The sequence below is a fragment of the Roseburia sp. AF22-2LB genome, assembly GCF_003461125.1.
Taxonomy (GTDB): Bacteria; Bacillota; Clostridia; order Lachnospirales; family Lachnospiraceae; genus Roseburia_C; species Roseburia_C amylophila.
Window position 1 is genome coordinate 238,007 of the sequence record NZ_QTWM01000004.1, and the last position, 25,190, is coordinate 263,196.

Annotated in this window: 25 protein-coding genes and 1 riboswitch; of the genes, 23 read left to right on the forward strand and 2 right to left on the reverse strand. The window is 41.3% G+C overall.

All coding sequences use genetic code 11. From position 1 onward, the window contains the following. Positions 1-93: 93 nt before the first annotated feature. Genes DWX96_RS08340 through DWX96_RS14575 form a run of 4 tightly spaced genes read left to right on the forward strand, consistent with a single transcriptional unit; the run spans position 94 to position 1,354 of the window. Positions 94-735, forward strand: a complete 642-nt coding sequence (locus DWX96_RS08340; protein ID WP_117698757.1) for a nitroreductase family protein — start codon at positions 94-96, stop codon at positions 733-735. Then, positions 732-926, forward strand: a complete 195-nt coding sequence (locus DWX96_RS08345) for a hypothetical protein (RefSeq protein ID WP_147326044.1) — start codon at positions 732-734, stop codon at positions 924-926. The genes DWX96_RS08340 and DWX96_RS08345 overlap by 4 nt, the downstream gene beginning before the upstream one ends. Positions 927-940: 14 nt before the next feature. Next, entirely contained in the window at positions 941-1,192 is a 252-nt protein-coding gene (locus DWX96_RS08350; RefSeq protein WP_158561833.1) for a DUF3303 domain-containing protein, read from the forward strand. A gap of 24 nt (positions 1,193-1,216) precedes the next feature. Next, positions 1,217-1,354 (forward strand): hypothetical protein, encoded by a 138-nt coding sequence (locus DWX96_RS14575; RefSeq protein ID WP_242986207.1) that lies wholly within the window; start codon positions 1,217-1,219, stop codon positions 1,352-1,354. A gap of 262 nt (positions 1,355-1,616) precedes the next feature. Here the strand turns inward: DWX96_RS14575 and DWX96_RS14190 are convergent, their stop codons facing one another. Beyond that, the gene (locus DWX96_RS14190) at positions 1,617-1,799 is read right to left on the reverse strand and encodes a DUF6774 domain-containing protein (protein WP_147337975.1); all 183 of its coding nucleotides are present in this window, start codon (positions 1,797-1,799) and stop codon (positions 1,617-1,619) included. A 115-nt stretch (positions 1,800-1,914) separates the two neighbouring features. Here DWX96_RS14190 and DWX96_RS08360 point away from each other — a divergent pair, with 115 nt between their 5' ends. From DWX96_RS08360 to DWX96_RS08415, 11 genes are all read left to right on the forward strand, one after another. After that, a complete protein-coding gene (locus tag DWX96_RS08360; protein WP_118057237.1) occupies positions 1,915-2,418 on the forward strand; it encodes a cysteine hydrolase family protein in 504 nt (167 codons plus the stop codon). A 90-nt stretch (positions 2,419-2,508) separates the two neighbouring features. Next, on the forward strand, positions 2,509-2,976 hold the full coding sequence (locus DWX96_RS08365) for an acyl-CoA thioesterase (protein ID WP_117947003.1): 468 nt from the start codon (positions 2,509-2,511) through the stop codon (positions 2,974-2,976). 6 nt (positions 2,977-2,982) lie between these two features. Beyond that, complete coding sequence (gene polA, locus DWX96_RS08370) at positions 2,983-5,619, forward strand: DNA polymerase I (RefSeq protein WP_118057238.1); 2,637 nt, start codon at positions 2,983-2,985, stop codon at positions 5,617-5,619. A 15-nt stretch (positions 5,620-5,634) separates the two neighbouring features. Beyond that, positions 5,635-6,249, forward strand: coding sequence for a dephospho-CoA kinase (gene coaE / locus DWX96_RS08375; RefSeq protein ID WP_022244071.1), 615 nt, complete (start codon positions 5,635-5,637; stop codon positions 6,247-6,249). Next, positions 6,242-8,503, forward strand: a complete 2,262-nt coding sequence (locus DWX96_RS08380) for a cell division FtsA domain-containing protein (RefSeq protein ID WP_117698747.1) — start codon at positions 6,242-6,244, stop codon at positions 8,501-8,503. The genes coaE and DWX96_RS08380 overlap by 8 nt, the downstream gene beginning before the upstream one ends. 20 nt (positions 8,504-8,523) lie before the next feature. Then, positions 8,524-9,321, forward strand: coding sequence for an MBL fold metallo-hydrolase (locus DWX96_RS08385; protein ID WP_117698746.1), 798 nt, complete (start codon positions 8,524-8,526; stop codon positions 9,319-9,321). Positions 9,322-9,356: 35 nt separating this feature from the next. Beyond that, positions 9,357-9,641 (forward strand): ACT domain-containing protein, encoded by a 285-nt coding sequence (locus DWX96_RS08390; protein WP_022244074.1) that lies wholly within the window; start codon positions 9,357-9,359, stop codon positions 9,639-9,641. Positions 9,642-9,745: 104 nt separating this feature from the next. After that, a complete protein-coding gene (locus DWX96_RS08395; RefSeq protein WP_117698745.1) occupies positions 9,746-11,110 on the forward strand; it encodes a PFL family protein in 1,365 nt (454 codons plus the stop codon). Positions 11,111-11,134: 24 nt separating this feature from the next. Beyond that, on the forward strand, positions 11,135-12,328 hold the full coding sequence (locus DWX96_RS08400) for a glycosyltransferase family protein (RefSeq protein ID WP_118057239.1): 1,194 nt from the start codon (positions 11,135-11,137) through the stop codon (positions 12,326-12,328). A 76-nt stretch (positions 12,329-12,404) separates the two neighbouring features. Beyond that, positions 12,405-12,485: riboswitch (ZMP/ZTP riboswitch) on the forward strand. Positions 12,486-12,619: 134 nt separating this feature from the next. Next, complete coding sequence (locus DWX96_RS08410; protein ID WP_022244078.1) at positions 12,620-13,333, forward strand: IMP cyclohydrolase; 714 nt, start codon at positions 12,620-12,622, stop codon at positions 13,331-13,333. A 39-nt stretch (positions 13,334-13,372) separates the two neighbouring features. After that, positions 13,373-14,551 carry a phosphoribosylaminoimidazolecarboxamide formyltransferase gene (locus DWX96_RS08415; protein WP_117841215.1) on the forward strand — a complete coding sequence of 393 codons (1,179 nt, stop codon included), beginning with the start codon at positions 13,373-13,375 and terminating at the stop codon, positions 14,549-14,551. Between the two features lie 545 nt (positions 14,552-15,096). On the opposite strand, the gene DWX96_RS08420 is transcribed toward DWX96_RS08415, so the two are convergent. Then, entirely contained in the window at positions 15,097-16,356 is a 1,260-nt protein-coding gene (locus tag DWX96_RS08420; RefSeq protein WP_118057241.1) for a nucleotidyltransferase, read from the reverse strand. A gap of 226 nt (positions 16,357-16,582) precedes the next feature. Here DWX96_RS08420 and DWX96_RS08425 point away from each other — a divergent pair, with 226 nt between their 5' ends. From DWX96_RS08425 to smc, 8 genes are all read left to right on the forward strand, one after another. Continuing rightward, positions 16,583-17,773: an acetate kinase gene (locus DWX96_RS08425; protein WP_022244081.1), complete on the forward strand. Its 1,191-nt coding sequence runs from the start codon at positions 16,583-16,585 to the stop codon at positions 17,771-17,773. Between the two features lie 71 nt (positions 17,774-17,844). Beyond that, positions 17,845-18,369 carry a YceD family protein gene (locus DWX96_RS08430; RefSeq protein WP_197420842.1) on the forward strand — a complete coding sequence of 175 codons (525 nt, stop codon included), beginning with the start codon at positions 17,845-17,847 and terminating at the stop codon, positions 18,367-18,369. Between the two features lie 4 nt (positions 18,370-18,373). After that, positions 18,374-18,553 (forward strand): 50S ribosomal protein L32, encoded by a 180-nt coding sequence (gene rpmF, locus DWX96_RS08435; RefSeq protein ID WP_022244083.1) that lies wholly within the window; start codon positions 18,374-18,376, stop codon positions 18,551-18,553. A gap of 117 nt (positions 18,554-18,670) precedes the next feature. After that, entirely contained in the window at positions 18,671-19,324 is a 654-nt protein-coding gene (locus DWX96_RS08440) for a YesL family protein (RefSeq protein WP_158561517.1), read from the forward strand. A gap of 81 nt (positions 19,325-19,405) precedes the next feature. Then, the gene (gene plsX, locus DWX96_RS08445) at positions 19,406-20,425 is read left to right on the forward strand and encodes a phosphate acyltransferase PlsX (protein WP_022244085.1); all 1,020 of its coding nucleotides are present in this window, start codon (positions 19,406-19,408) and stop codon (positions 20,423-20,425) included. Positions 20,426-20,438: 13 nt separating this feature from the next. Continuing rightward, entirely contained in the window at positions 20,439-20,669 is a 231-nt protein-coding gene (gene acpP, locus DWX96_RS08450) for an acyl carrier protein (RefSeq protein ID WP_022244086.1), read from the forward strand. A gap of 229 nt (positions 20,670-20,898) precedes the next feature. Further along, the gene (rnc, locus tag DWX96_RS08455) at positions 20,899-21,597 is read left to right on the forward strand and encodes a ribonuclease III (RefSeq protein ID WP_022244087.1); all 699 of its coding nucleotides are present in this window, start codon (positions 20,899-20,901) and stop codon (positions 21,595-21,597) included. Between the two features lie 12 nt (positions 21,598-21,609). Further along, positions 21,610-25,170 carry a chromosome segregation protein SMC gene (smc, locus tag DWX96_RS08460; RefSeq protein WP_022244088.1) on the forward strand — a complete coding sequence of 1,187 codons (3,561 nt, stop codon included), beginning with the start codon at positions 21,610-21,612 and terminating at the stop codon, positions 25,168-25,170. Positions 25,171-25,190 lie beyond the last annotated feature (20 nt).

Below are 25,190 nucleotides of genomic sequence, written 5' to 3' on the forward strand. Positions count from 1 at the left end.
TTTAATCGTCTTGATTTTCTTTACCATTGAATTTTTTATGGGAAGATATGATATACTTGATTTAATTAGATGAACGAAAGCGAGGATATTGTAATGGATATATTAGAAATTATGAAAGAAAGACACAGCGTAAGACAGTATAAAAATCAGACTATCGAACCATCGAAAAGAGAAGAAATCAACTCTTTGATAAATGACGTCAATGCTGAGAGTAAATTATCAATCCAGGCTTTTTATGACGAACCGAAGTGCTTTAATTCCTTTATGGCTCATTATGGGAAGTTTGAAAATGTGAAGAATTATATTGCCATTGTTGGAAATAAGAATGATCAGGAAAAGGCGGGATATTATGGTGAGAAGATTGTTTTGAAATGTCAGGAACTTGGTCTTAATACCTGCTGGGTAGCAATGACGCATGGTAAATCAAAAGCAGAAATAGAAAGAGGACAGAAACTGTTAATCATTATTTCACTGGGATATGGAAAAACACAGGGAGTTCCACATAAAAGTAAGAGTATAGTGGAACTTGGAAAGGCAGACCAGAGTACAGAATGGTTTGACAGAGGTATGGAAGCAGTAAGTCTTGCACCTACTGCCGTAAACCAGCAGAAGTTTCAGTTGGAACTGAAAAATGGAAAAGTTACAGCAAAAAATCTTGGAGGATTTTATTCTAAGATAGATCTTGGAATTGTCAAATATCACTTTGAAGCAGTAACTGGACATGAGGTAAAATGATGCATACAAAGAAAGATATAGATAAGCTGGCGGCAGATTTTGAACAATGCCAGAAAATTCTGCTTGCACTGGGAGATGAAAATAGACAGCATATGATTTTGGAAATGATGAAAATGGGGGATTGTAACGAGGTGCGTGTAAATGAGATTACAGAGGAGTTGAGTAAAGTAGAAAGTCTGATTTGGAGGTAGGAACTATGCTATATATGGTAATTGAAAAATATAAAGACAAAGAAGCTGTTTACAGGAGATTTTATGAAAAAGGGCGGATGATGCCAACAGGTGTAACCTATGTCAACAGTCGGGTTGCAGAAGACGGTAATACCTGTTATCAAATCAATGAAGCTGAAAGTTTGGAAGTGTTGCAGGAGTGGGCTTCGAATTGGAATGATGTTACTGATTTTACATTTATACCGGTAATAAGTAGCCATGAAATGAGCGAAAAAATGAAGAAGTAGACAATTCAGGTTTGGAGGAACAATATGGTACGAAAAGCAGAAAAACAGGATTTAGAAATACTGGCAAATTTAGCAGTACAAATGTGGGACAGCCATTCGGTCAGTGAACTGATTACTGAATTCTCAGAAATTATGGAAAAAAGAAACACTCAATTTTTTTGAAATATGAAAATGATATTCCAATTGGCTTTGCACAATGCCAGTTGCGGTATGATTATGTAGAAGGAACAAAAACCAGTCCGGTTGGATACTATAGATAGTGTTCTATTTCATAAAGCAATGAATTTTACAGAAGCAAACAGAATTATTTGCTTTACCAAGACATTATAAAAGAATGCAGAGAAGTAGTTTATAGAGATACTTCTCTGCATTTTTGCTGTCGGGCATCCGAAAGAGGCTGCCGGTGGCAAGTCCGGTAGGTAAGTTATGGTACATCTTCCGCAGAAGCAGCAGGCTCACAGATTGATTTCCGGGCGGCAAGATTTGCAAGCATATCACTTAATACCACCAGGTCTGCAGCAAGGAGCGTAAGTTCATCGGTCGACAGGCATTCGGACAACTGGCAGGAAATTGTGGAGAGGTAAAAAAGATTTGTACAGTTTGACATAGCGGTTGACCATAAGATATTTATGATATGGTATGCAACTGTCAGAGAAAATGTGTATAATAAAAGAAATAACTTCCGATAGATAATTGGTAAAAGGGAATGAAAGGAATCAAATATGAAAACACTGATTGTAGTAGATATGCAGAATGACTTTATCGATGGTTCACTTGGAACCAGAGAGGCACAAGAAATTGTACCGAAGGTAAAAGAGAAAATCAAAGAGTATCAGGAGCGTGGGGACGAGATCATTTTTACCAGGGATACCCATCAGTCAGATTATCTTAGTACACCGGAGGGAAAGAAGCTTCCGGTGGAGCATTGCATTGAAGGAACAAAGGGCTGGGAGATTGCAGAAGGCTTGGAGGTGCCGGGATGCAGCTGTATTAATAAACCGACCTTTGGATGGACACACTGGTCGGAGAGAAACTTTGAAGAAATAGAATTATGCGGTCTTTGTACAGATATCTGTGTGGTATCCAATGCCTTGATTTTGAAAGCAGAATTTCCGGATGTAGAGATTACGGTAGATGCTACATGTTGTGCCGGAGTGACGCCGGAATCCCATGAGGCAGCGCTTACCACTATGAAAATGTGTCAGATTCATGTAATTGGAGAATAGAAAAGGCGTAATAATTCCAAAAGAATCCCTCCGACGCTTGAACGTCGTTCGTTTTTTGAGTATAATCGTTTCGTAAGGAAGGTGACAGATATGAAGGATACAAGAGTTGATATTTATCATGGAGTAACACCAATTAAGGTAAAACCGTATGAGCACAATGTAAAATATTATGAGACAGACCAGATGGGGATTGTGCATCACTCCAATTATATCCGTTGGATGGAAGAGGCACGCATGGACTTGATGGATCAGATGGGCTTCAGCTATAAACAGATGGAAGACCAGGAAATTATCAGTCCGGTGCTGTCGGTACAGTGTGAATATAAGAGCATGGTGCGATTTGGGGATACCGTTGTCATTGAAACAGCCATTGCAGGTTACAATGGAATCAAACTCAGTGTCCGTTATCGTATGACAGACAAAGAGACCGGAGAACTCCGTACCATTGCAGCCAGTGAGCACTGCTTCTTAGATCGTAATGGTAAGCCGATTTCCTTGAAACGGTCATACCCTGAAATAGATACAAAATTCTTCCAGATGATGGATGAGGAAAGTTAGGATAAGATGAGCGAAAAATTAGTTCTGATCGATGGACACAGTATATTAAACCGGGCATTTTTTGGATTACCGGATTTGACCAATGCAGAGGGACTTCATACCAATGCAGTATATGGTTTCTTAAACATTTTATTTAAAATATTAGAGGAAGAGCAGCCGGAGTATCTTACGGTTGCTTTTGATGTGCATGCACCAACATTCCGTCATAAGATGTTTGATGCATACAAGGGAACGAGAAAACCGATGGCAGAAGAATTGCGGCAGCAGGTACCGCTGATGAAAGAAATGCTGCGTGCCATGGGAGTTACGGTAATTGAAAAAGAAGGCTTAGAAGCAGACGACCTATTGGGAACCATAGCAAAGCGCAGTGAAGCAGCAGGCTATGAAGTGTCTGTAGTGTCCGGAGACCGGGACTTATTGCAGCTTGCCAGTGACCATATTAAGATCCGGATTCCAAAGACTAGGCGGACCGGAACGGAAATCGAAGATTATAATACCAAAGAGGTATTGGAAAAATATCAGGTTACACCATTGCAGTTTATTGATGTAAAGGCGCTGATGGGCGATACCGCAGATAATATTCCGGGTGTACCGGGAATCGGCGAAAAGACAGCCACGAACCTGATTGTGGCATATGGCAGCATTGAAAATGCATATGCCCATGTAGAAGAGATTAAGCCAAACCGTGCGAAAGAGATGTTAAAAGAGCATTATGATATGGCACAGTTGAGTAAGACACTGGCGACCATTAAGATAGATGCAGACATCCCATATGATATCAGGGAAGCAAGAATTGGCAATTTATATACACCGGAAGCTTATATGATGTGTAAGCGTCTGGAATTTAAGAATCTTTTGAAACGGTTTGAAGTGGACACACCGGTAAATACCGGAGAGGAAAACTTTAAACGAATCGAGGATTTTGCTGGGGTAGAAGATTTTTTTGCAAAGGCAAAGAAGCAGCAGGCAGCAGGCTTCCAGTTGATTTATGAAAAGGATGTTGTGCTTGGACTTGCAGTTGCATGCACAAAAGAAGATGTGGCATATATTCCGGTTGCGGGATTTGTGACAGAGCAGTATCTATTCGAACAGAGCAGGCAGCTTCTTGCAGCAGGCACAGAGATTCGCACCTTTGATTTAAAACCACAGCTTAAATGGATAGAAGCCGATGAAAAAAGTCATATTTTTGATGTGAAAATAGCAGCTTATTTATTAAATCCATTGAAAAATGACTATGCTTATGAAGATATTGCAAAAGACTATCTTGATTTGATGGTGCCATCGAAAGAGGATTATTTTGGAAAGAAAGATTTTGTCACATCATCGGAAGAAAAGCCGGAAGAATTCTTGAAAATGGCGTGTTATCAGGCATATATTAATTTAATGGCAAAAGAGCCGCTGGCAAAGCAGTTAGAAGAAGAGGGCATGAAAGAACTCTTTGATAAAATAGAAATGCCGCTGGTATATACCTTATCTGATATGGAAAAGGAAGGCATTGCTATTGATGCAGATGCCTTAAAAGAATATGGAGAGAATCTTGCAGTATCCATAGATAAAATTGAAAAAGAAATCTATGAAGAAGCCGGTGAGACCTTTAATATCAATTCACCAAAACAGCTTGGTGTGATTCTTTTTGAAAAATTGCAGATGCCAAATGGCAAGAAGACCAAGACCGGATATTCTACTGCAGCAGATGTACTGGAAAAGCTGGCACCGGATTATCCGATTGTATCAAAAATATTAGAGTACCGTCAGCTGACCAAATTAAAATCCACATATGCCGACGGACTGGCTGCATTTATTGCAGAGGATGGACGGATTCACAGTACATTCCAGCAGACCATAACAGCCACCGGACGTTTAAGCAGTACAGACCCGAATTTACAGAACATTCCAATCCGGATGGAATTGGGACGGCTGATTCGTAAAGTGTTTTTACCGAGAGAAGGTTATGTATTCTTAGACGCGGATTATTCCCAGATAGAGCTTCGTTTGCTGGCACATATGTCAGGAGATAAAAATCTGATTGATGCATATAAGCATGCAGAAGATATTCATGCGATTACTGCATCCAAGGTATTTCATGTGCCGTTCGAAGAAGTAACGCCACTGCAGCGAAGAAATGCAAAGGCGGTAAACTTTGGTATTGTCTATGGAATCAGTTCCTTCGGATTAAGTCAGGATTTAAGTATTACAAGAAAAGAAGCAGAACAGTATATTAAGAGCTATTTTGAAACCTATCCGGGAATCAAGACATTCTTAGACGGACTGGTAGAGGATGGTAAGACAAAAGGCTATGTCACAACAATGTTTGGCAGAAGAAGACCGGTGCCGGAGTTATCCTCCAGTAATTTCATGCAGCGTTCCTTTGGAGAACGTGTGGCAATGAATGCACCGATTCAGGGTTCTGCAGCAGATATTATTAAAATAGCCATGATTCATGTGCATGACCGCCTGAAAGAGGAAGGCTTGAAATCAAAACTGATTTTACAGGTACATGACGAACTTTTGGTTGAGACCTGTAAAGAAGAACAGCAGCAGGTAGAGAAGATTTTGAAAGAAGAAATGCTTCATGCAGCAGACCTTGCGGTAACCTTAGAGGTAGATATGCATGCCGGAAATAACTGGTACGAAGCAAAATAGGATAAGGCAGAAATTATGAAATTTATCGGAATTACCGGAGGCGTAGGAGCCGGAAAAACAGAAATATTAAAATACCTTGCCGGCAGAGAAGATACGAAAGTAATGCTGGCGGATGATATCGCAAGAGAACTTTCTGAGCCGGGACAGTCCTGTAACGAAAAATTGCAGGAGCTGTTTGCGGGAACAGATGTTTTTGATGAAAAGGGGAAGATGAACCGTCCGAAGGCAGCAGCCATTATTTTCAAGGATGAAGCCAGGCGGAATGGAATGAATGAGATTTTGCATCCGGCAGTAAAGGAATATGTGCTTCATGTATTAGAGCAGGAAAAGGAAGAAGGCAGGCTTCGTTATCTGGTATTGGAAGCGGCATTATTAATCGAAGAACATTATGATGAAATTTGTGATGAATTATGGTATATTTATACTTCAGAGGAGAATCGCAGAGCAAGGCTGAAGCAGTCGAGAGGCTACAGTGATGAAAAAATCAGTGAAATGTTTGAAAGCCAGCTTTGCGAGAACGAATACCGCAGACATTGCAAAGTGGTAATTGATAATAATGGTACGACGGAAGAAACCATTGCACAGGTAAGAACGATAATAGAGAATGAGGGAGAAAATACCAATGGATAATGCAGAACAGAATGCAAATCAATTTGTATTTGGCTTGGATATCGGGACAAGAAACGTAGTTGGAACAGTTGGATATCGGGAAGGCAAAGACTTCTATGTGGCAGCCCAGTATATGAAAGAGCATGAAACCAGAGCTATGCTGGATGGTCAGATTCATGACATCGGAAGAGTAGGCAGAACAATTGCAGAAGTAAAGGCAGAATTAGAAGGGCAGTTAGAGGCAAAGCTTACCGATGTCTGCATTGCTGCCGCTGGCCGTGTACTGAAAACCGTGACCACCAGCGTGGAATATGAATTCGCAGAAGAGACCGTAGTAACTGCAGAACATATACATACTCTGGATTTACTGGGAGTAGACCATGCCCAGCAGATTTTAAAAGAGAAGAATGATACCCGTTACAAATTTTACTGTGTGGGATATTCTGTTGTAAAATATTATATCAATGATGAAGTCTTTTCCAATATAGAAGGACATAAGGCAGAGAAAATTTCGGAGGATGTTATTGTAACCTTCCTGCCGGAGGACGTTGTAGATGGTCTGTATTCCGCAGTAGGGCAGGCTGGATTAAATGTTGCCAATCTGACCTTGGAGCCTATTGCTGCAATCAACGTAGCAATTCCGGAGGCCTTTCGAATGTTAAATATTGCACTGGTTGATGTGGGAGCCGGAACATCCGACATCTGTGTCACCAGAGACGGAAGCATTATTGCATATGGCATGATTCCTTATGCCGGAGATGAGCTGACTGAATTAATTGTACAGCATTATCTGGTGGATTTTAATATGGCAGAACATATGAAGCTGACATCCGGTATGGCGGATGAAGTGGAATTTACCGATATCATGAGCATTACCCATACGATTCCATCCGAAGAAATCTGGGATTTAACCCATGATACGGTAGATAAGATTACTACTGAGGTAGCAGAGAAAATCAAAGAGTTAAATGGTGATAAATCGGTCAGTGCAGCCTTCGTAGTTGGCGGCGGCGGCAAAATCCACGGATTTACGGAAATGCTTGCAGACAAGCTTGAAATTCCAAGAGAGCGTGTAGCTTTACGTGGAGAAGAAGTTTTAAAAGAGGTTCATTTTGCACAAGAAGAGATTAAGAAAGACCCATTACTGGTAACGCCGATTGGAATCTGTCTTAATTATTATGACCAGAAGAATAATTTCATTATGGTCCGGTTTAACGGAGAACGCTTAAAGCTTTATGATAACAGCCATCTTACCATTGTGGACGCTGCATTGCAGGCGGGCTTCCCGAATGAAGCACTATTCCCAAGACGGGGCAAGGCAGTGGAGTTTACCGTAAATGGCAAGCCGAGAATCGTCCGTGGAGAACCGGGAGAATCTGCCATTGTTAAAGTGGACGGAAGAGTAGTCAGCATCAATACACCACTGGTTCCGAATTCCGAGATTACCATAGAAGCATCTACCATTGGAAAAGAAGCCGTATCTACGATTGAACAGTTAGATGAATATACATCCTCCACCATTACCTTCCAGGTCAATGGCATCAATATTACCTGTCCGAAATTTGTTCAGGTCAATGGAAGCCTTGAACCTTCTAATTATGTTATTCAGGAAGGGGACGAAATCGAAACCAGAAACTTCTATACCATTGGACAGCTGGCAGAGTTTATGGATGTGCGGATTGATGAAGAAGCCGGAATTATCTTAAATGGAAAACCGGCAGATATGGGTTCCCTTTGCTATGAGAACTTTGAAATCGAATGGAGTGCTTCTGCCTATGAAAGCGGTGAACGCCATATTTCCTATGGACAGGCAGACCACAGATTTGATGCCGGACCGGAAGAAGAAGCTTCAACAGAAGGAAGCACAGACAGTGCAGCTGAAGTTCATGAGACAGAAGCTTCTGTGGCAGCTGAATCTGTGACAGGCGAAAATGCTGCGGATGAAAATGTTGCAGATGGCATTCAAACGGCAGGTGCAGAGCCGGCAGTTGAAACGAATACAGATTCTGCAGCAGAAGCAGCAGCCGATGCACCGGTGCAGAAACCGACAGAGCCGGAAAGCAAAGAATTACATATTATTGCAAACAATCAGGAAATTACTTTAAGTGGCAAAGAAGAATATGTATTCGTGGATATTTTTGATTATATTGATTTTGATTTGTCAGCATCCCATGGAAGAGCAATTGTAACTTTAATTAATGGCATGGATGCCCAGTATACACAGGTATTGCAGGATGGCGATAAAATTGAAGTGTACTGGAAAGAGAATTACTAAATAGAAAGAGACATAAGAAAATGGAATTATGCAGTATTGCAAGTGGAAGCAGTGGAAACTGTATCTACGCAGGAACAGAAAGCAGCCATCTGATGATTGATGCCGGAATCAGTGGAAAGCGCATTGAAGCAGGATTAAACAGTATCGGTTTGAAAACCGCGGAAATGCAGGCACTGCTTGTGACCCACGAACATTCAGATCACATTTCCGGTCTTGGCGTGGTAGCAAGAAAATATGGAATTCCAATCTATGCCACGGCAGAGACCATTGAGGCAGTCAAAGGGATTTCCAGTGTGGGAAAAGTAGATGAGACATTGTTTCATCCTATCGAAGCAGGAGTGGAATTTCAGATTGGAGATATTACGGTGGAGCCGGTATCCATTTCCCATGATGCCGCAAATCCGGTGGCATACATCATGAAACAGTCAGATAAAAAGATGGCGGTCATTACCGATTTGGGGAAATATGACAATTATCTTATAGACAAGCTGCAGGATTTAGATGTATTATTGTTAGAAGCAAATCATGATGTGCGTATGCTTCAGGTGGGCAGTTATCCTTATCCTCTGAAACAGCGGATATTAGGGGACAGAGGACATCTTTCCAATGAGAGCAGTGGACAATTTTTAGGGCAGCTTCTGCATGATAAGTTTAAAAAAGTAGTATTGGGGCATCTGAGCAAGGAAAATAATCTGGCAGAACTGGCATATGAGACAGTGCGCCAGGAAGTAGAACAGGGTGAGAACCCGTACCACGGAAATGATTTTCCAATCCAGGTAGCAAAGCGGGACGAAGTGTCTGAGCTTATCCGGATTTAAGAATATTAAGAAAGCAAAAATAAGAGGAGAACAAAATGGAAAAGACACAGAGCAAGACAATTATTACTGTAGTAGGAAAAGATACTGTAGGAATTATCGCAAAAGTTTGTACTTATTTATCAGAACAGCATATCAATGTACTGGATATTTCACAGACTATCATTGACGGATTCTTCAATATGATGATGATTGTTGATTTAAATACATCCAAAACACCATTTGCTGAGTGTTCTGCAGCACTGGAAAAATTAGGTGAGGAAATCGGTGTTACCATCAAATGTCAGAGAGAAGAAATCTTTGATATGATGCACAGAATTTAATACGACTTACATAAAAGGGAACTGCTGTTGGCAGGTCACTAAGGCGTATCAATGAAAATACAGGAAATGAGCTGCGTAGAAAGGCAGAATATAGGAGACAAAAAATGATTAATATAATGGAAGTAAGCGAAACCAATAAAATGGTGGAGCATGAGAACTTAGATGTCCGTACCATTACCATTGGAATCAGTCTTTTGGATTGTATTGATTCTGATTTAAAGAAGTTAAACGATAACATTTATAAGAAAATTACTACAGTGGCAAAGGATCTGGTATCAGCAGGAAATCAGATTGAGCAGGAATTTGGAATCCCAATCGTAAATAAAAGAATTTCCGTTACACCAATTGCACTGGTTGGCGGGGCAGCCTGCAAGACACCGGAAGATTTTGCAACCATCGCAGATACTATGGATGCAGCAGCCAAAGCAGTAGGAGTAAACCTGATTGGTGGATATTCTGCACTGGTATCCAAGGGAATGACAAAGGCAGATGAGCTTTTAATCCGTTCTATTCCAATGGCACTTTGCCGTACCGAAAGAGTCTGCAGTTCTGTAAATCTTGCATCCACAAAAACCGGAATTAACATGGATGCTGTAAAATTAATGGGAGAGATTCTCTTAGAGGTGGCAGAGCAGTCTAAGGACAGAGATTCTGTAGACTGTATGAAACTGGTTGTATTCTGTAATGCGCCGGATGACAACCCGTTTATGGCAGGCGCATTCCATGGTGTAACAGAGGCAGATGCGGTAATCAATGTTGGTGTCAGCGGACCGGGTGTTGTAAAGACTGCACTGGAAAAAGTCCGTGGAGAGAACTTTGAAGTATTATGTGAGACCATCAAGAAGACTGCATTTAAAGTAACCCGTGTAGGTCAGCTTGTAGCACAGGAAGCGTCGAGAATTTTAAATATTCCATTTGGTATTGTAGATTTATCTCTGGCACCAACTCCTGCAATCGGAGACAGTGTAGCAGATATTCTTTGTGAAATTGGTCTTGAATATGCAGGTGCACCGGGAACGACAGCAGCCCTTGCTCTTTTAAATGACCAGGTTAAGAAGGGCGGCGTAATGGCATCTTCTTATGTTGGTGGTTTAAGTGGTGCATTTATTCCGGTCAGCGAAGACCAGGGAATGATTAATGCAGTACAGGCAAATGCCATTACACTGGAGAAATTAGAAGCAATGACCTGTGTATGTTCCGTAGGTCTCGATATGATTGCAATTCCGGGTGATACCAAGGCAACTACCATTTCCGGTATTATTGCAGATGAAATGGCACTTGGAATGATTAACCAGAAGACTACAGCAGCCCGTCTGATTCCGGTAATCGGAAAGGGAGTAGGCGATACTGTAGAATTTGGTGGATTATTCGGCTATGCACCGATTATGCCGGTAAACCAGTATTCCTGTGATGCATTTATCAACCGTGGGGGAAGAATTCCTGCACCAATTCACAGCTTTAAGAACTAGGATTTTTTGAAATGGAGAAAGAAAATGAGTGATATCCGTAAACTTGTGTTTTTTGAACGAGGCGTAGAAACATTAACTTATTTTTCACATGAGATGGCAGCGTCATTTCGCAAGATGGGATATCAGATTTTCTTCTTCGACATTCAGGCAGAATATGCTGATACGAAACGATTAAGCCGCTTTTTAAAAAGTGGCGAGACCGCAGTCATTACCTTTAACTTTATCGGATTAAGCGGAGAGGAGTTCCTGCTGGAGACAGAGTCTCAGTCTGTCTTTGCCAGCAGAAATATTCCGGTCTACTGTATTCTTGTGGACCATCCGTTGTATTATCATAAGCAGCTTGATGAGACAATTCCGAATCTGACTGTGTTCTGTATCGACCGTCAGCATATTTCTTATATGAAACGGTTTTATAAAGGGATTCCCTGTCATTTTTTACCATTGGCAGGGAATTTTCTGATGGATGGGGAAGAGCGAGTCCCAACAGATTTTATTCCATATGAGAACCGGGAATATGAAGTGGGTTTTATCGCAAACTATGTGCATCTTCCGGCAATTGAAGAGCATTTTACCAGCCAGACGAAGGAATATATTGATTTCTATCATGAGATATTAAATTATCTCCGCCTGCATCCGTCAGAGCCGTTAGATTCTGCCATGGAGCATTTTGTCCGCCGGGAGATTCCGGAAGTAACGGAGCGGGAGCTGATGGCATGCTTTGCAGGAATGCTTTTTTTGGATATGTATAACCGGACTTATTTCCGTGGAGAAACGGTGCGGACATTGGTAGACAATGGAGTACGGGTACATGTTTTTGGCAAAGGGTGGGAGAATCTTAAGGTAAAGCATCCGGAGAATCTTATTTTAAACGGAAGACAGCTTGATTCTGCCGAATGCGTAAAAATCATCCGGAATACAAAGCTTGCATTGAATACCATGCCGTGGTTTAAGGATGGAGCCCATGATAGAATTTTTACAGCCATGTTAAATAAAGCAGTATCCCTGACAGATGGCAGCATTTATTTAAAGGAGCGTTTCTGCGATGGAAAAGATCTGGCATTTTATGAGTTAGAGCATCTGGATGCATTGCCGGAGCAGGTATTATCCATGCTGGGGCATCCGAAGAAAATGAAAGAAATCATAGAATATTCTTATGAACGGGCACTTAAGGAAGATACCTGGGCGAACCGTGCAGAACGTCTGAGAGAGTTCTTATAGAAATAGAAAATCTTATGAAGGGGAGTCCTTAGAGGAAGAATTCCTTGACAAGTGTTTTGGAATATGTTTTACTAAATTCAGGTCATATGACTGACGGAACCGTGGGAATAACCACATGAAGTATGACCTGAGAAAGCCGACCGTCTGGGCAGTTAAGCTCGGGATACGTGTCGGTATTTTTTATGCATGCAAACAGGAAAAGTCACAGGGAAAATTCGAAAGAGAAAGAGACTTTGACGAAAGCTGCAGCAACTTTAAAAATTACATGGAGCGTAAGAAGGAGGAACAAAAATGAAGATGACTTCATTAGCAGAAGAACTTGGAAGCACTACTTATCCGGGAAGAGGAATTGTAATTGGAAAGTCGAAGAATGGAAAGTATGCGGTAACTGCTTATTTTATCATGGGAAGAAGCGAGAACAGCCGTAACCGTGTATTTGTTGAGGATGGAGAAGGAATCCGTACCCAGGCATTTGACCCTGCAAAATTAAGTGACCCAAGTCTTATTATTTATGCACCGGTTCGCGTACTGGGCAATAAGACCATTGTAACCAATGGAGACCAGACAGATACCATTTATGAACTGATGGATAAACAGCAGACCTTCGAACAGGCATTAAGAACCAGAGAATTTGAGCCGGACGCACCTAACTATACACCGCGTATTTCCGGAATCATGCATGTGGAAGATGGAAAATACAATTATGCAATGTCTATTTTAAAGAGCAACAATGGTAATCCGGATGCCTGCAACCGTTATACATTTGCTTATGAGAATCCGGTAGCAGGAGAAGGACATTTCATTCATACTTATATGAATGATGGCAATCCATTACCAAGCTTTGAAGGCGAACCGGTACTGGTTGATATCGGAGATGACATTGATGCATTTACCGAGCTGGTATGGAATAACCTGAATGCAGACAATAAGGTATCCTTATTTGTAAGATATATTGATATTGAAACCGGAAAATATGAAAGCCGCATTGTAAACAAGAACAAATAAGATTTTGTGAATAAGATTCGTTCGAGAGAGGAAAATAAAATGAAAGAATTAGAATTAAAATATGGTTGTAACCCAAATCAGAAACCATCCAGAATTTACATGGAAAATGGCGAATTGCCAATCAAAGTATTAAATGGTAAACCAGGTTATATTAACTTCTTAGACGCATTCAATGGCTGGCAGTTAGTAAAAGAATTAAAGAAAGCAACCGGACTTCCGGCAGCCACTTCTTTTAAACATGTTTCTCCGGCAGGTGCAGCAGTGGGACTTCCACTTTCTGAAGTAGAGCGTAAGATTTACTGGGTAGATGACATGGATGTAGAATTTACACCGATTGCTAATGCATATGCAAGAGCAAGAGGCGCTGACCGTATGTCCTCTTTCGGAGATTTCATTTCTCTTTCTGATGTCTGTGATAAAGCAACCGCACTTTTAATTAAAAGAGAAGTATCTGATGGAGTTATTGCACCGGGCTATGATGATGACGCATTAGAAATTTTAAAAGCAAAGAAAAATGGCAATTACAATGTCATTGAAATTGATCCTGACTATATTCCAGACCCAATCGAGCGTAAACAGGTATTTGGCGTTACCTTTGAGCAGGGAAGAAATGAGTTAAATATTGACGAGCATTTCTTTGACAATATTGTAACAGAAAACAAAGAGCTGCCGGAATCAGCAAAGAGAGATCTGGCAATTTCCATGATTACTTTAAAATATACACAGTCTAACTCCGTATGTTATGTAAAAGACGGACAGGCAATCGGTATTGGTGCCGGACAGCAGTCCCGTATCCACTGTACCAGATTAGCAGGCTCCAAAGCAGATAACTGGTGGTTACGCCAGTCTCCACAGGTACTGAATCTGCCATTTTTAGATAAAATTCGCAGAGCTGACCGTGATAATGCAATCGACCTTTACATTGGCGAGGATTATATGGACGTACTTGCAGATGGCGAATGGGAGAAGATATTTAAGACCAGACCTGCTGTATTTACGGCAGAAGAAAAACGTGCATGGTTAGATAAGAATACCGGAGTATCTCTTGGCTCTGATGCGTTCTTCCCATTTGGAGATAACATCGAGCGCGCCCACAGAAGTGGCGTGCAGTATGTAGCACAGCCGGGCGGATCTATCCGTGATGACCATGTAATCGAAACCTGTAACAAATATGGTATGGTGATGAGCTTTACCGGAATCCGTCTGTTCCACCACTAGGAGCTGGAAAATCAGATAGGATTTGAAAGATAAGATTTTGCTTTGTGAAAGGACATTTAGTTCCTGCTATAAAATTCCGCAGTTACTAAGCAGTTTGTTTTTCTTTTTGAGATAAAAACAGTCTTTCCAATGTTTGACAAGATGTCTGTACGGTTCGTCGAAGTACGGATGCATAATAAAGGCTGTTAGGGGCACTTGGAATTTCGTCTGGCAACAGGCAACGCTGGCACAGGGATGTGCCAGCGAGGCGCATTTGAACATGGATGTGAATTTGCGCTGGTTGCCAGATAATGTGATGTATTATCCGAAATTCCCAGTGCCCCTTGCAGGCTTTATAGAGCATCCGTACCCGACGGACAGTGCAGACATCCAGTCAAAGCAACGGAAAGACAGTTTACATTCAAGAAAAACAAACTGCTAAGAACTGCTGAAATTTTACTGCCAAAGAACTAAGATGTCCTTTTACAATCAAAATCTTAGTTCTTATCAAACACTCTTTTGATTTTCCCACCAACCAAATGGTGGAATCAGACGGCACGGAAAATTCACACCCTTACAATATTGCGTACAAACTCGCTTCTGGCATCCTGACCGGTTATTCCGGACAGGATGTTTTCGTATAATTCGCCGGCAAAAATATCAAAATCAAAAACCTTTGCTGCATCGGAAGAAAGAAAGTTATAGGCATCGGCAGTTTTGGAGATCATAGGAACACTGGCGTAGTTGCTTAAAATAGTAAGAAGCCTGGAAGCATCTTTGCGGAAACCTAAAATCCGGAGATAAGGAATATAATCCAATGATCTGCCCAGGCGGTAATCGTCCTTTGTAATCTGAAGCAGAAGGTGCGTGAAAATCCGGCTGATTCTGGTATAAGTCATATCCTTTGTTTTCAGTAACTGGCAGAACTGCTCAAAGGAATGAAACTGTTTTTGCAAATTTTTTATCCGGTGGGCAATTGCTTCATTGGAATCACCACAGAAAGCCAGTTGTGCTTCACTCTGCTGTAACAGAAGGTAAGAGAGCGGAGCAGAAAAATCATTGGCAGAAACCGGCGGATAAAGATTAAGATACTTTTTTAAAATAGAATAAGCAGCTTCCGGCAGATATGGATTTAATGTAGTGATGTCATTCCAGCCGTTTGAAAGAAGTTCTTTTCTTATGGCAGTGGCAGAGGAAAGACTGCTGTTAAGTGCCGCTTCGTGATAGCCGTCTCCGGTCCGCTGAATCAGATAAGGGGTGATGGCGGCATTCTGAGCCTGAATCGCTTTTAAATATTCAATAGCAAGAATATTATTTGGCTCATTTAAAAGGCTGGCAAGTTCATCTGCCGGGATTTGCGGGTTGGCTTCTTTTAAATAGCTGCATACCGCCTGACTTCTTGCGGCAGGATAGGACATTCCTTTTTTGAGACAGGAAGAGAGAACTTCTTTGTAGTCTTCTGGTTCGGATACGAGCAGGGAAGCAACTTCTTTTAATAAAGAAAGATTGTCTGTTTCTGCACCAAAGCAGAGGGTGTCTACACAGCCACATTTACGCATGAGTGCAACACCTGCAGAAGCAAAAAGTTCGGCAGAAGCAGTTGCCCAGAGGGCTGGCAACTCAATTACCAGGTCAGCACCGCAGCTTAAAGCCATTTCTGTTCGTGCATATTTGTCAATAAGAGCCGGTTCTCCCCGCTGGACGAAATTTCCACTCATGGCTGCGATAACGAAGTCAGCCTGGGTCAGGGAACGGATTTTTTCTATCTGGTAAGCATGACCGTTATGAAACGGATTGTATTCTGCAATGATTCCTATGATGCGCATAAGTCCTCCAAAGTTACAAATAATATAGTTCTATCATAGCATTATTCCCATATTTTTGGCAAATTACTTATGGAAAGTATTCATAAGAAGAATTTCGAAAAAATATTTTTCTTTGCATTTTTTCAGACACTGTACTTGAACACCATTTAAAATAGGGGTATACTAAACATACATATGCGGATTTGTAACAATGAACCGTAAAAAAATAGCAGTGAGGAGAAAACAGATGAACGTATTAGTTATTAACTGTGGAAGTTCTTCTTTGAAGTATCAGCTTATTAATTCAGATACAGAAGCTGTACTGGCTAAAGGACTTTGTGAAAGAATCGGAATTGATGGAAGATTAGTATACCAGCTTGCTGGCCATGATAAAGAGATAACAGAAGCACCAATGCCGACCCATAAAGAAGGTATCCAGATGGTACTGGATGCACTGGTAAACCCAAAGACAGGTGCGGTAAAGAGTCTTTCTGAAATTGATGCAGTAGGACATCGTGTCGTACATGGTGGCGAGAAATTTGCCCAGTCTGTTGTATTAAATGAGGAAGTATTAGCAAAAGTGGAAGAGTGTAATGAGCTTGCACCACTTCATAACCCTGCAAACTTAATTGGTATTCGTGTATGTCAGGAACTTATGCCTGGTGTACCAATGGTAGGTGTGTTTGATACCGCTTTCCATCAGACCATGCCGCAGAAGGCTTATCTTTATGGTCTGCCATATGAATATTATGAAAAATACAAGGTAAGACGTTACGGTTTCCACGGAACAAGCCACAGCTTCGTATCCAAACGTCTGGCTGAGTTCTTAAATCTTGATTATAACAATTCCAGACTGATTGTTGCCCACCTTGGAAACGGCGCATCCATCAGTGCTGTATTAGATGGTAAATGTGTAGATACCTCTATGGGACTTACTCCATTAGAGGGACTTGTAATGGGAACACGTTCCGGTGACATTGACCCGGCAATCATGGAATTCATTGCAAAGAAAGAAAACCTTGACATCGACGGAATTATGGATGTATTAAATAAGAAATCCGGTGTAGAGGGACTTTCCGGTGTATCCAGTGATTTCCGTGATCTCGAGGCTGCTTATCATGAAGGAAATCCAAGAGCAATTGCAGCATGTGAAGTATTTGCTTACCGTGTAGCAAAATATATCGGTGCTTATGTGGCTGCAATGAACGGAGTAGATGCCATTGCATTTACCGCAGGAATTGGTGAGAATACATCTTTTATCCGTGAGAAGATTCTTGCATACTTCGGATATCTTGGAATTACCATGGATAAGGAAGCAAATATGGTTCGTGGAGAGGATAAGATTATTTCTACTCCGGATTCCAAAGTAACCGTATGCATTATCCCGACCAACGAGGAACTTGCAATCGCAAGAGAAACCGTAGCTTTGGTAGGCTAAAAAAGGAAAAATATTGTTGACAAAAGCTATAGTGCTATGTATAATTGTTTAGGTGTGAAAAGGAGACAAACGTGATATTAGATTTAACCGATGTATGTTCATGTGAAAATAAAGAGCTTACGAAAGAGGCTGTAATTGAATTGACATCCTTTGATTCAAAGTTAGGTGTGTTTCCGTTCATAGAGAAAAAGCCATTCGAGCTGCGTATCGTTAACGAAGAGAATAAGGATTTACTGATTCACGGAGAAACGGACGTAAGGATAGCAATACCATGTGACCGCTGCTTGGAAGAAGTTCCAACAGATTTCCACCTTGTATTCGATAAGAAGTTCCCATTGGAAGATGCGGATGCTTCGGAAGAAGAGATGGATGAGGCAGACTACATGAAAGGATTTCAGCTTGATATTGATAAAATGGTCTATGATGAAATCTTGGTGAACTGGCCAATGAAGGTTCTGTGCAGAGAGGATTGCAAGGGGATTTGTAAGAAATGCGGTACGAATCTGAATGTCAAGACTTGTGACTGCGAGAAATCTGAGCTGGACCCGAGAATGGCAGCAATTCAAGATATTTTCAATAAATTTAAGGAGGTGTAACCAGATGTCAATTTGTCCAAAGAACAAATCTTCCAAAGGAAGAAGAGATAAAAGAAGAGCAAACTGGAAAATGACTGCTCCAAGTTTAGTAAAATGCAGTAAGTGCGGCGCTTTGATGATGCCTCACAGAGTATGTAAGAACTGCGGTTCATACAACAAGAAAGAAATTATTCCTCAGGACTAATTAAGAAGTGACCCGGGAGTGTTTGTAAAAACACTCCCTTTTTACTTTCTGAAAAAGATAGGCATTTGCAAAACAGATTCTGTTTTGTGGATGCCTATTCATAGAAAAGGAGAAGGTATGAGCAATATTTTTAATTATAATAATAAGTTCTTTAGCGCATTTGATAAAGTGATTAACATATTTTGCTTGAGTTTAATCTGGTTCATGGCATGTATTCCGGTTTTTACTATTGGCGCGTCCTGCACGGCATTATATTATGCAGTAAATAAAGTAATCCGCCATGGCAGAGGATATATCTGGAAAGAGTTCTGGTCATCTTTCCGTTCCAATTTCAAACAGGCAACCGTAATCTGGCTGATTTTTCTATTAATTGGTCTTATTATGGGAGCAGACTGGTTTATTATGTTTCAGTTTATGAAAGCCGGAGCAGCATGGGGCAAGGCTTTTGTGATTTTTGTTGTTATGCTGGTATTTGAGATTGCAATCTGGTTATATGTATATCCGAACATTGCCCGTTTTGAAAATACCAATAAAGCAATTGTAAAGAATGCAGCACTGATGTCATTTGCACATCTGCCAAAGACCATTCTTATGCTGGTGATTTTGCTGGTAATTGCATTTTTAGTATATCTGATTCCATTTTTATTAATCTTTGCACCGGCGGCATTTATTGCAATTCAGAATGGAATTATGGAGAAGATTTTCTTGCGTTATATGTCAGAGGAGGACATTGCCAAAGAAGAGGAACGGAACCGGGAATATTTCAATTAGTTTTCTGTTGATTTCTATGGAAAGTTATAGTATATTTCAATATAGGCTTAATGTGATGGCAGATTTACAGGAGGAATGTATATGCAGGAAGTCATTAGAGTGGCAGTTGATGCAATGGGAGGCGACAACGCGCCGGGCGAAATTGTAAAAGGTGCCATCGAGGCAGTAAATACACGCAGAGATATACAGGTTGTACTGGTTGGACAGCAGGAGGTTATTGCTGAAGAATTGAAAAAGTATACCTATGAGAAAGACCAGATTGAAATTAAGAATGCAACAGAAGTAATTGAGACTGCGGAACATCCGGTAAATGCAATTCGTAAGAAAAAGGATTCATCAATTGTTGTGGGAATGAATATGGTAAAACAGAAGGAAGCAGATGCATTTGTATCGGCAGGAAGTTCCGGAGCCGTATTAGTTGGTGGACAGGTGATTGTAGGAAGAATCCGTGGTATCGAGCGTCCGCCTTTGGCACCGCTGATTCCGACCGAGACAGGAGTATCCCTGCTCATTGATTGTGGAGCAAATGTAGATGCCCGTTCTTCACATCTGGTACAGTTTGCCAGGATGGGTTCCATTTATATGGAAAATGTTGTGGGAATCAAGAACCCGAGAGTTGCAATCGTAAATATCGGAGCAGAAGAAGAAAAAGGAAATGCACTGGTAAAGGAAACATATCCTTTATTAAAAGAATGCAAGGATATCAATTTTGTGGGAAGTATTGAAGCAAGAGAGATACCACATGGCGGAGCAGATGTCATTGTCTGTGAAGCGTTTGTAGGAAATGTAATCCTTAAACTTTATGAAGGACTTTCCAGTACGCTGATTGGTGTAGTAAAGCAGGGAATGCTCAGCAGCCTAAAGAGTAAGATTGGTGCAGCATTGGCATTGCCGGCACTGAAGAAGACATTAAAATCTTTCGATGCATCCCAGTATGGCGGGGCACCATTGCTTGGACTGAATGGACTGGTGGTTAAAACACATGGAAGCTCCAAGGCGAAGGAAGTAAAGAATTCCATCATTCAGTGTGTTACATTTAAAGAACAGGATATCAATAATAAAATCAAAAAAAATATAGTAATTTCTGAAACAGAAGAATAGAAAGGAAAAGATTATGGAATTTGAAAAACTGAAAAAAATTATTGCAGAAGTCCTGAATGTGGACGAAGAAGAGATTAGTATGGAAACTACTTTTGTAGATGACCTTGGCGCAGATTCATTGGATGTTTTCCAGATTATCATGGGTCTGGAGGAAGAATTTGATATTGAGATTCCAAATGAAGAAGCAGAGAAAATTGTTACTGTAGGCGATGCGGTAGAGCAGATAAAGAGTGCGCTGAACTAAAAGCAGAATAGATAGTATTCTTCAAAGGAAGCATATTGTGCGAAAGAGTCCGGCATGCCGGATTCTTTTTTGCTTTACAGGAAATTTCTTTCCTGTAAAGTAAAAAACGCTCCGCGAGGATGCACACTGCGGCGTATAAGGTAGATGTCGCAAGCGACCGCCGCAGGCGGCTTGCAAAGCGTGTTTCCCGTAGTTTGCGGGCAGCATCGACAGTTAGAAGGAGAAAACAGTGAGCAGATTACATGAATTTGAAGAAGTGATAGGATATCATTTCAACAATCAGGGATTATTAAGACAGGCATTAACCCATAGTTCCTATGCCAATGAAAGACATATGAAGAAGCACTCGGATAATGAGCGGCTGGAATTCTTAGGCGATGCAGTGCTTGAGGTTACATCCAGTGAATTCTTATACCAGAAGTATCCGGATTATTCGGAAGGTGAACTGACCAAGCTCCGGGCAAGTCTTGTGTGTGAGCCGACACTGGCATTTTGTACCAGAGCAATTGATTTGGGAAAATATCTGTATCTGGGAAAAGGAGAGGATTTAACAGGAGGAAGAAATCGGAAATCCATTCTTTCGGATGCATTGGAAGCAGTAATAGGAGCAATTTTTCTGGATGGTGGTTTTGCTAATGCAAAAGAGTTTGTGTTAAAATACATTCTGACAGACATTGAGCACAAACAGCTCTTTTATGATAGCAAGACTATCCTGCAGGAGATAGTACAGGCAGGATATAATGAAGAACTGAATTATCAGTTGATTCGGGAAGAAGGACCGGATCATGATAAGCGGTTTGTGGTAGAAGCCAGAATCGGAGAAAAGTCCATTGGAGAGGGAATGGGACATACAAAGAAAGCAGCAGAACAGGAGGCTGCATATCAGGCGCTGCTTAAGCTGAAACAGCAGGAGAATAAGCGCTCTTAAACGGAGGAAGTTATGTATCTCAAAAGTATTGAAATTCACGGTTTTAAATCATTTGCAAATAAAATTGTATTTGATTTTCACAACGGAATCACAGGCATTGTGGGGCCAAACGGTAGTGGAAAAAGTAATGTTGCGGACGCAGTGCGCTGGGTATTGGGAGAACAGAGTGCCAAGCAGCTACGTGGTGCAAGCATGCAGGATGTTATTTTTGCGGGAACAGAGAATCGTAAGCCATTAAGTTATGCATATGTTGCGATTACATTAGACAATGCAGACCATCAGCTTGCGGTAGATTATTCAGAAGTAACGGTAGCCAGAAGAGTATACCGTTCCGGAGAAAGTGAATATCTTATCAATGGCAATCCATGCCGTCTGAAGGATGTAAGCGAGCTTTTTTATGATACCGGTATCGGTAAAGAAGGTTATTCTATTATCGGACAGGGTCAGATTGAGCGAATCTTAAGCGGTAAGCCGGAGGAAAGAAGAGAACTTTTCGATGAAGCGGCAGGAATTGTAAAATATAAGAGAAGAAAAGTAACCGCCCAGAAGAAATTAGAAAGTGAGCGGGAGAACCTGGTACGTGTCAATGACATTTTGACAGAGCTGGAGCGTCAGGTAGGACCGTTGGAGAAACAGTCAGAGACCGCAAGAATCTATCTTAAGAAAAAGGAAGAGTTAAAGACCTTGGATGTTAACATGTTCCTTTTAGAGATGGAGCGGATTGAGACCCAGACCAAAGAAGTAGAAGAAAAGTTTAAAATTGCAGATACCCAGTTAAAAGAAGACAACGAGGCATACGAGAATATCAAAGCGGAGTATGAGAAAAAAGAGCAGGACATGGAAGAAATGGATGCGAAAATCACAGAAATCCGCGAAGAACTCAGCAATACCAATGTCATGAAGGGAAAACTGGAAGGTCAGATTAATGTATTAAATGAGCAGATTAAGGCTGCACAGATGACAGATGACAGCTTAAAAGCACGTTTGGAACAGTTAGAAAGTGACCGGAAAGAAAGAAAAGAACAGCAGGAGCATTATCTTGCACAGAAGCAGGAAATTGACAGCCAGGTAGCAGAGATTGAAGCACGCAAGCAGGCAGCTTCTGATGAGTTAGAAAAGATTCAGAAGGAAATTGCCCGCTGTACGCAGGGCATCGAAGAAGGCAAGAATGAGATTATTGAGATTCTGAATAATAAAGCTTCCACAAAAGCAAAATTACAGAAATTCGATACCATGGCAGAGCAGGTAAATATCCGCAAAGCCCAGTTGAATCAGCGTCTCTTAAAGCGTAAAAGCGAAGAAGCAGATTTGCAGAGTGTATTGTCAGAATATCAGGACAAATTAGCAGAAGTAAGTCGTGAGATTGAAGCATTAAAGGCAAAAGAAAAAGAGACCGCAGACTTAATTCAAAGCTGGCGTAAGAAAACAGCAGAGAACCGGAGTGCCTTAGAAAAAGCAACTATTGACTATAATAAGGGAGAATCCCGTCTTGAGACCTTAAAAAATATTGCAGAGCGTTATGAAGGCTATGGAAACAGTATCCGTAAGGTAATGGAGCAGAAGGATAAGGAAGGCGGAATCCTCGGCGTTGTGGCAGACCTCATTCAGGTGGACAAGAAGTATGAGACAGCCATTGAAGTTGCACTCAGTGGAAACATCCAGAACATTGTTACGAAAGACGAGCAGACAGCAAAGAAAATGATTGCTTATCTGAAACAGAATCGTCTGGGACGTGCCACATTCCTGCCGTTGACCAGTGTTACCGGTAAGGATAACAGCAAGCAGGATGTATTTTTAAAAGAAGAAGGCGTAATCGGAAAGGCAGATACGCTGGTAAAACATGATGCAAAATTTGACGGTGTAATGTCCTATCTTCTTGGAAGAGTCTTTGTTATGGACTCCATTGACCATGCGTTGGCACTGGCGAAGAAGAGCCATTATTCTTTACATATGGTAACCTTGGAGGGTGAGTATTTAAGCCCGGGTGGTTCCATTGCCGGTGGTGCCTTTAAGAATACCGGTAATCTTCTGGGAAGAAAACGCGAAATTGACGATTTGACGAAGAGACTGGAAGAACTGAAGAAAACCATTGCATCCTGCAAGGAGCGGAGCGAAGAAATCCGCACTGCACAGGAACTTGCCATGCAGGATATGGAAAAGGTACGGACTGATTTACAGGAACAGTATTTACAGCAGAATACAGCCAGGATGAATGTAGACCGTACCTTGCAGCAGAAGAATGAAAGCGAGAGCGTATTTGAAGGTTTAAAGAATGAGAGCCAGGATATTGAAGAACAGTTGACGGATATTAAGAAGGGCAAGGAACGTACGGAAGAGGAAATCAAAGAAGCAGAAGTACGGGAAGAAGAAATCAAAGCCCAGGCAGAGCAGTTCCAGGTGATTTTAGAAGAACAGATGAAACTGGAAGAGGCTGCAACTGAAGCTGTTTCCAAGGTGCAGTTAGAGGAAGCCGGATTCACACAGAAACAGGAATTCATACAGGAAAACTTAGAACGTGTGGAAGAAGAGTTAGAGCGTGTATACAAGAATCAGGAGTCTTTGAAGAATCAGTCAGCAGAATCCAAAGAAGATGCAAAACGTCATGAGGCAGACATTGAAGCCATCCGAAAGACCATTCTTGCATCCGATGAGAATTATGCGGCATTGAATCAGAAGCTTTCTGAGAGCATTGCTGCAAAAGAACAGATGTCAGCAGAGTATAAGGGATTCTTTGAACGAAGAGAAGAGATTTCCAAGCGGATTGCAAATCTTGACAAAGAGATTTTCCGACTGAACAGCCAGAGAGAGAAGTTAGAAGAGGCAGGTGAATACCAGACCAATTATATGTGGGAGGAATATGAGCTGACTCCGCATAACGCATTGCTGCTTCGCAATGAAGAATATCAGGATTTGCCGGAACTTAAGAAACAGATTTACGGTATCAAGGATGATATCCGAAAATTGGGTGATGTCAATGTCAATGCCATTGAAGAATATAAAGAAATCAGTGAACGTTATACGTTTTTAAAGACGCAGCATGATGATTTGGTAGAAGCAGAGCAGACGCTGGTGGGTATCATTGAAGATCTGGATACCGGAATGCGCAAGCAGTTTACCGAGAAGTTTGCGGAAATCCAGCATGAATTTGACAAGGCATTTAAGGATCTCTTTGGTGGTGGTAAAGGAACCTTAGAGTTAGTCGAGGATGAGGACATCTTAGAGTGCGGCATCCGTATTATTGCACAGCCACCTGGAAAGAAGCTGCAGAACATGATGCAGTTGTCCGGTGGAGAGAAATCGTTGACAGCCATTGCACTGTTATTTGCAATTCAGAACTTAAAGCCATCTCCATTCTGTCTTTTAGACGAGATTGAGGCAGCGTTAGATGATTCTAACGTAGGACGTTTTGCAAAATATCTGCATAAATTAACGAAGAATACGCAGTTTATTATCATTACGCACCGAAGAGGAACCATGGCAGCAGCCGACCGCCTGTACGGAATTACCATGCAGGAGAAGGGTGTATCCACACTGGTAAGTGTAAATCTGATTGAAGAAGATTTAGATAAATAAGAGAAATGAACAGAGAAAGA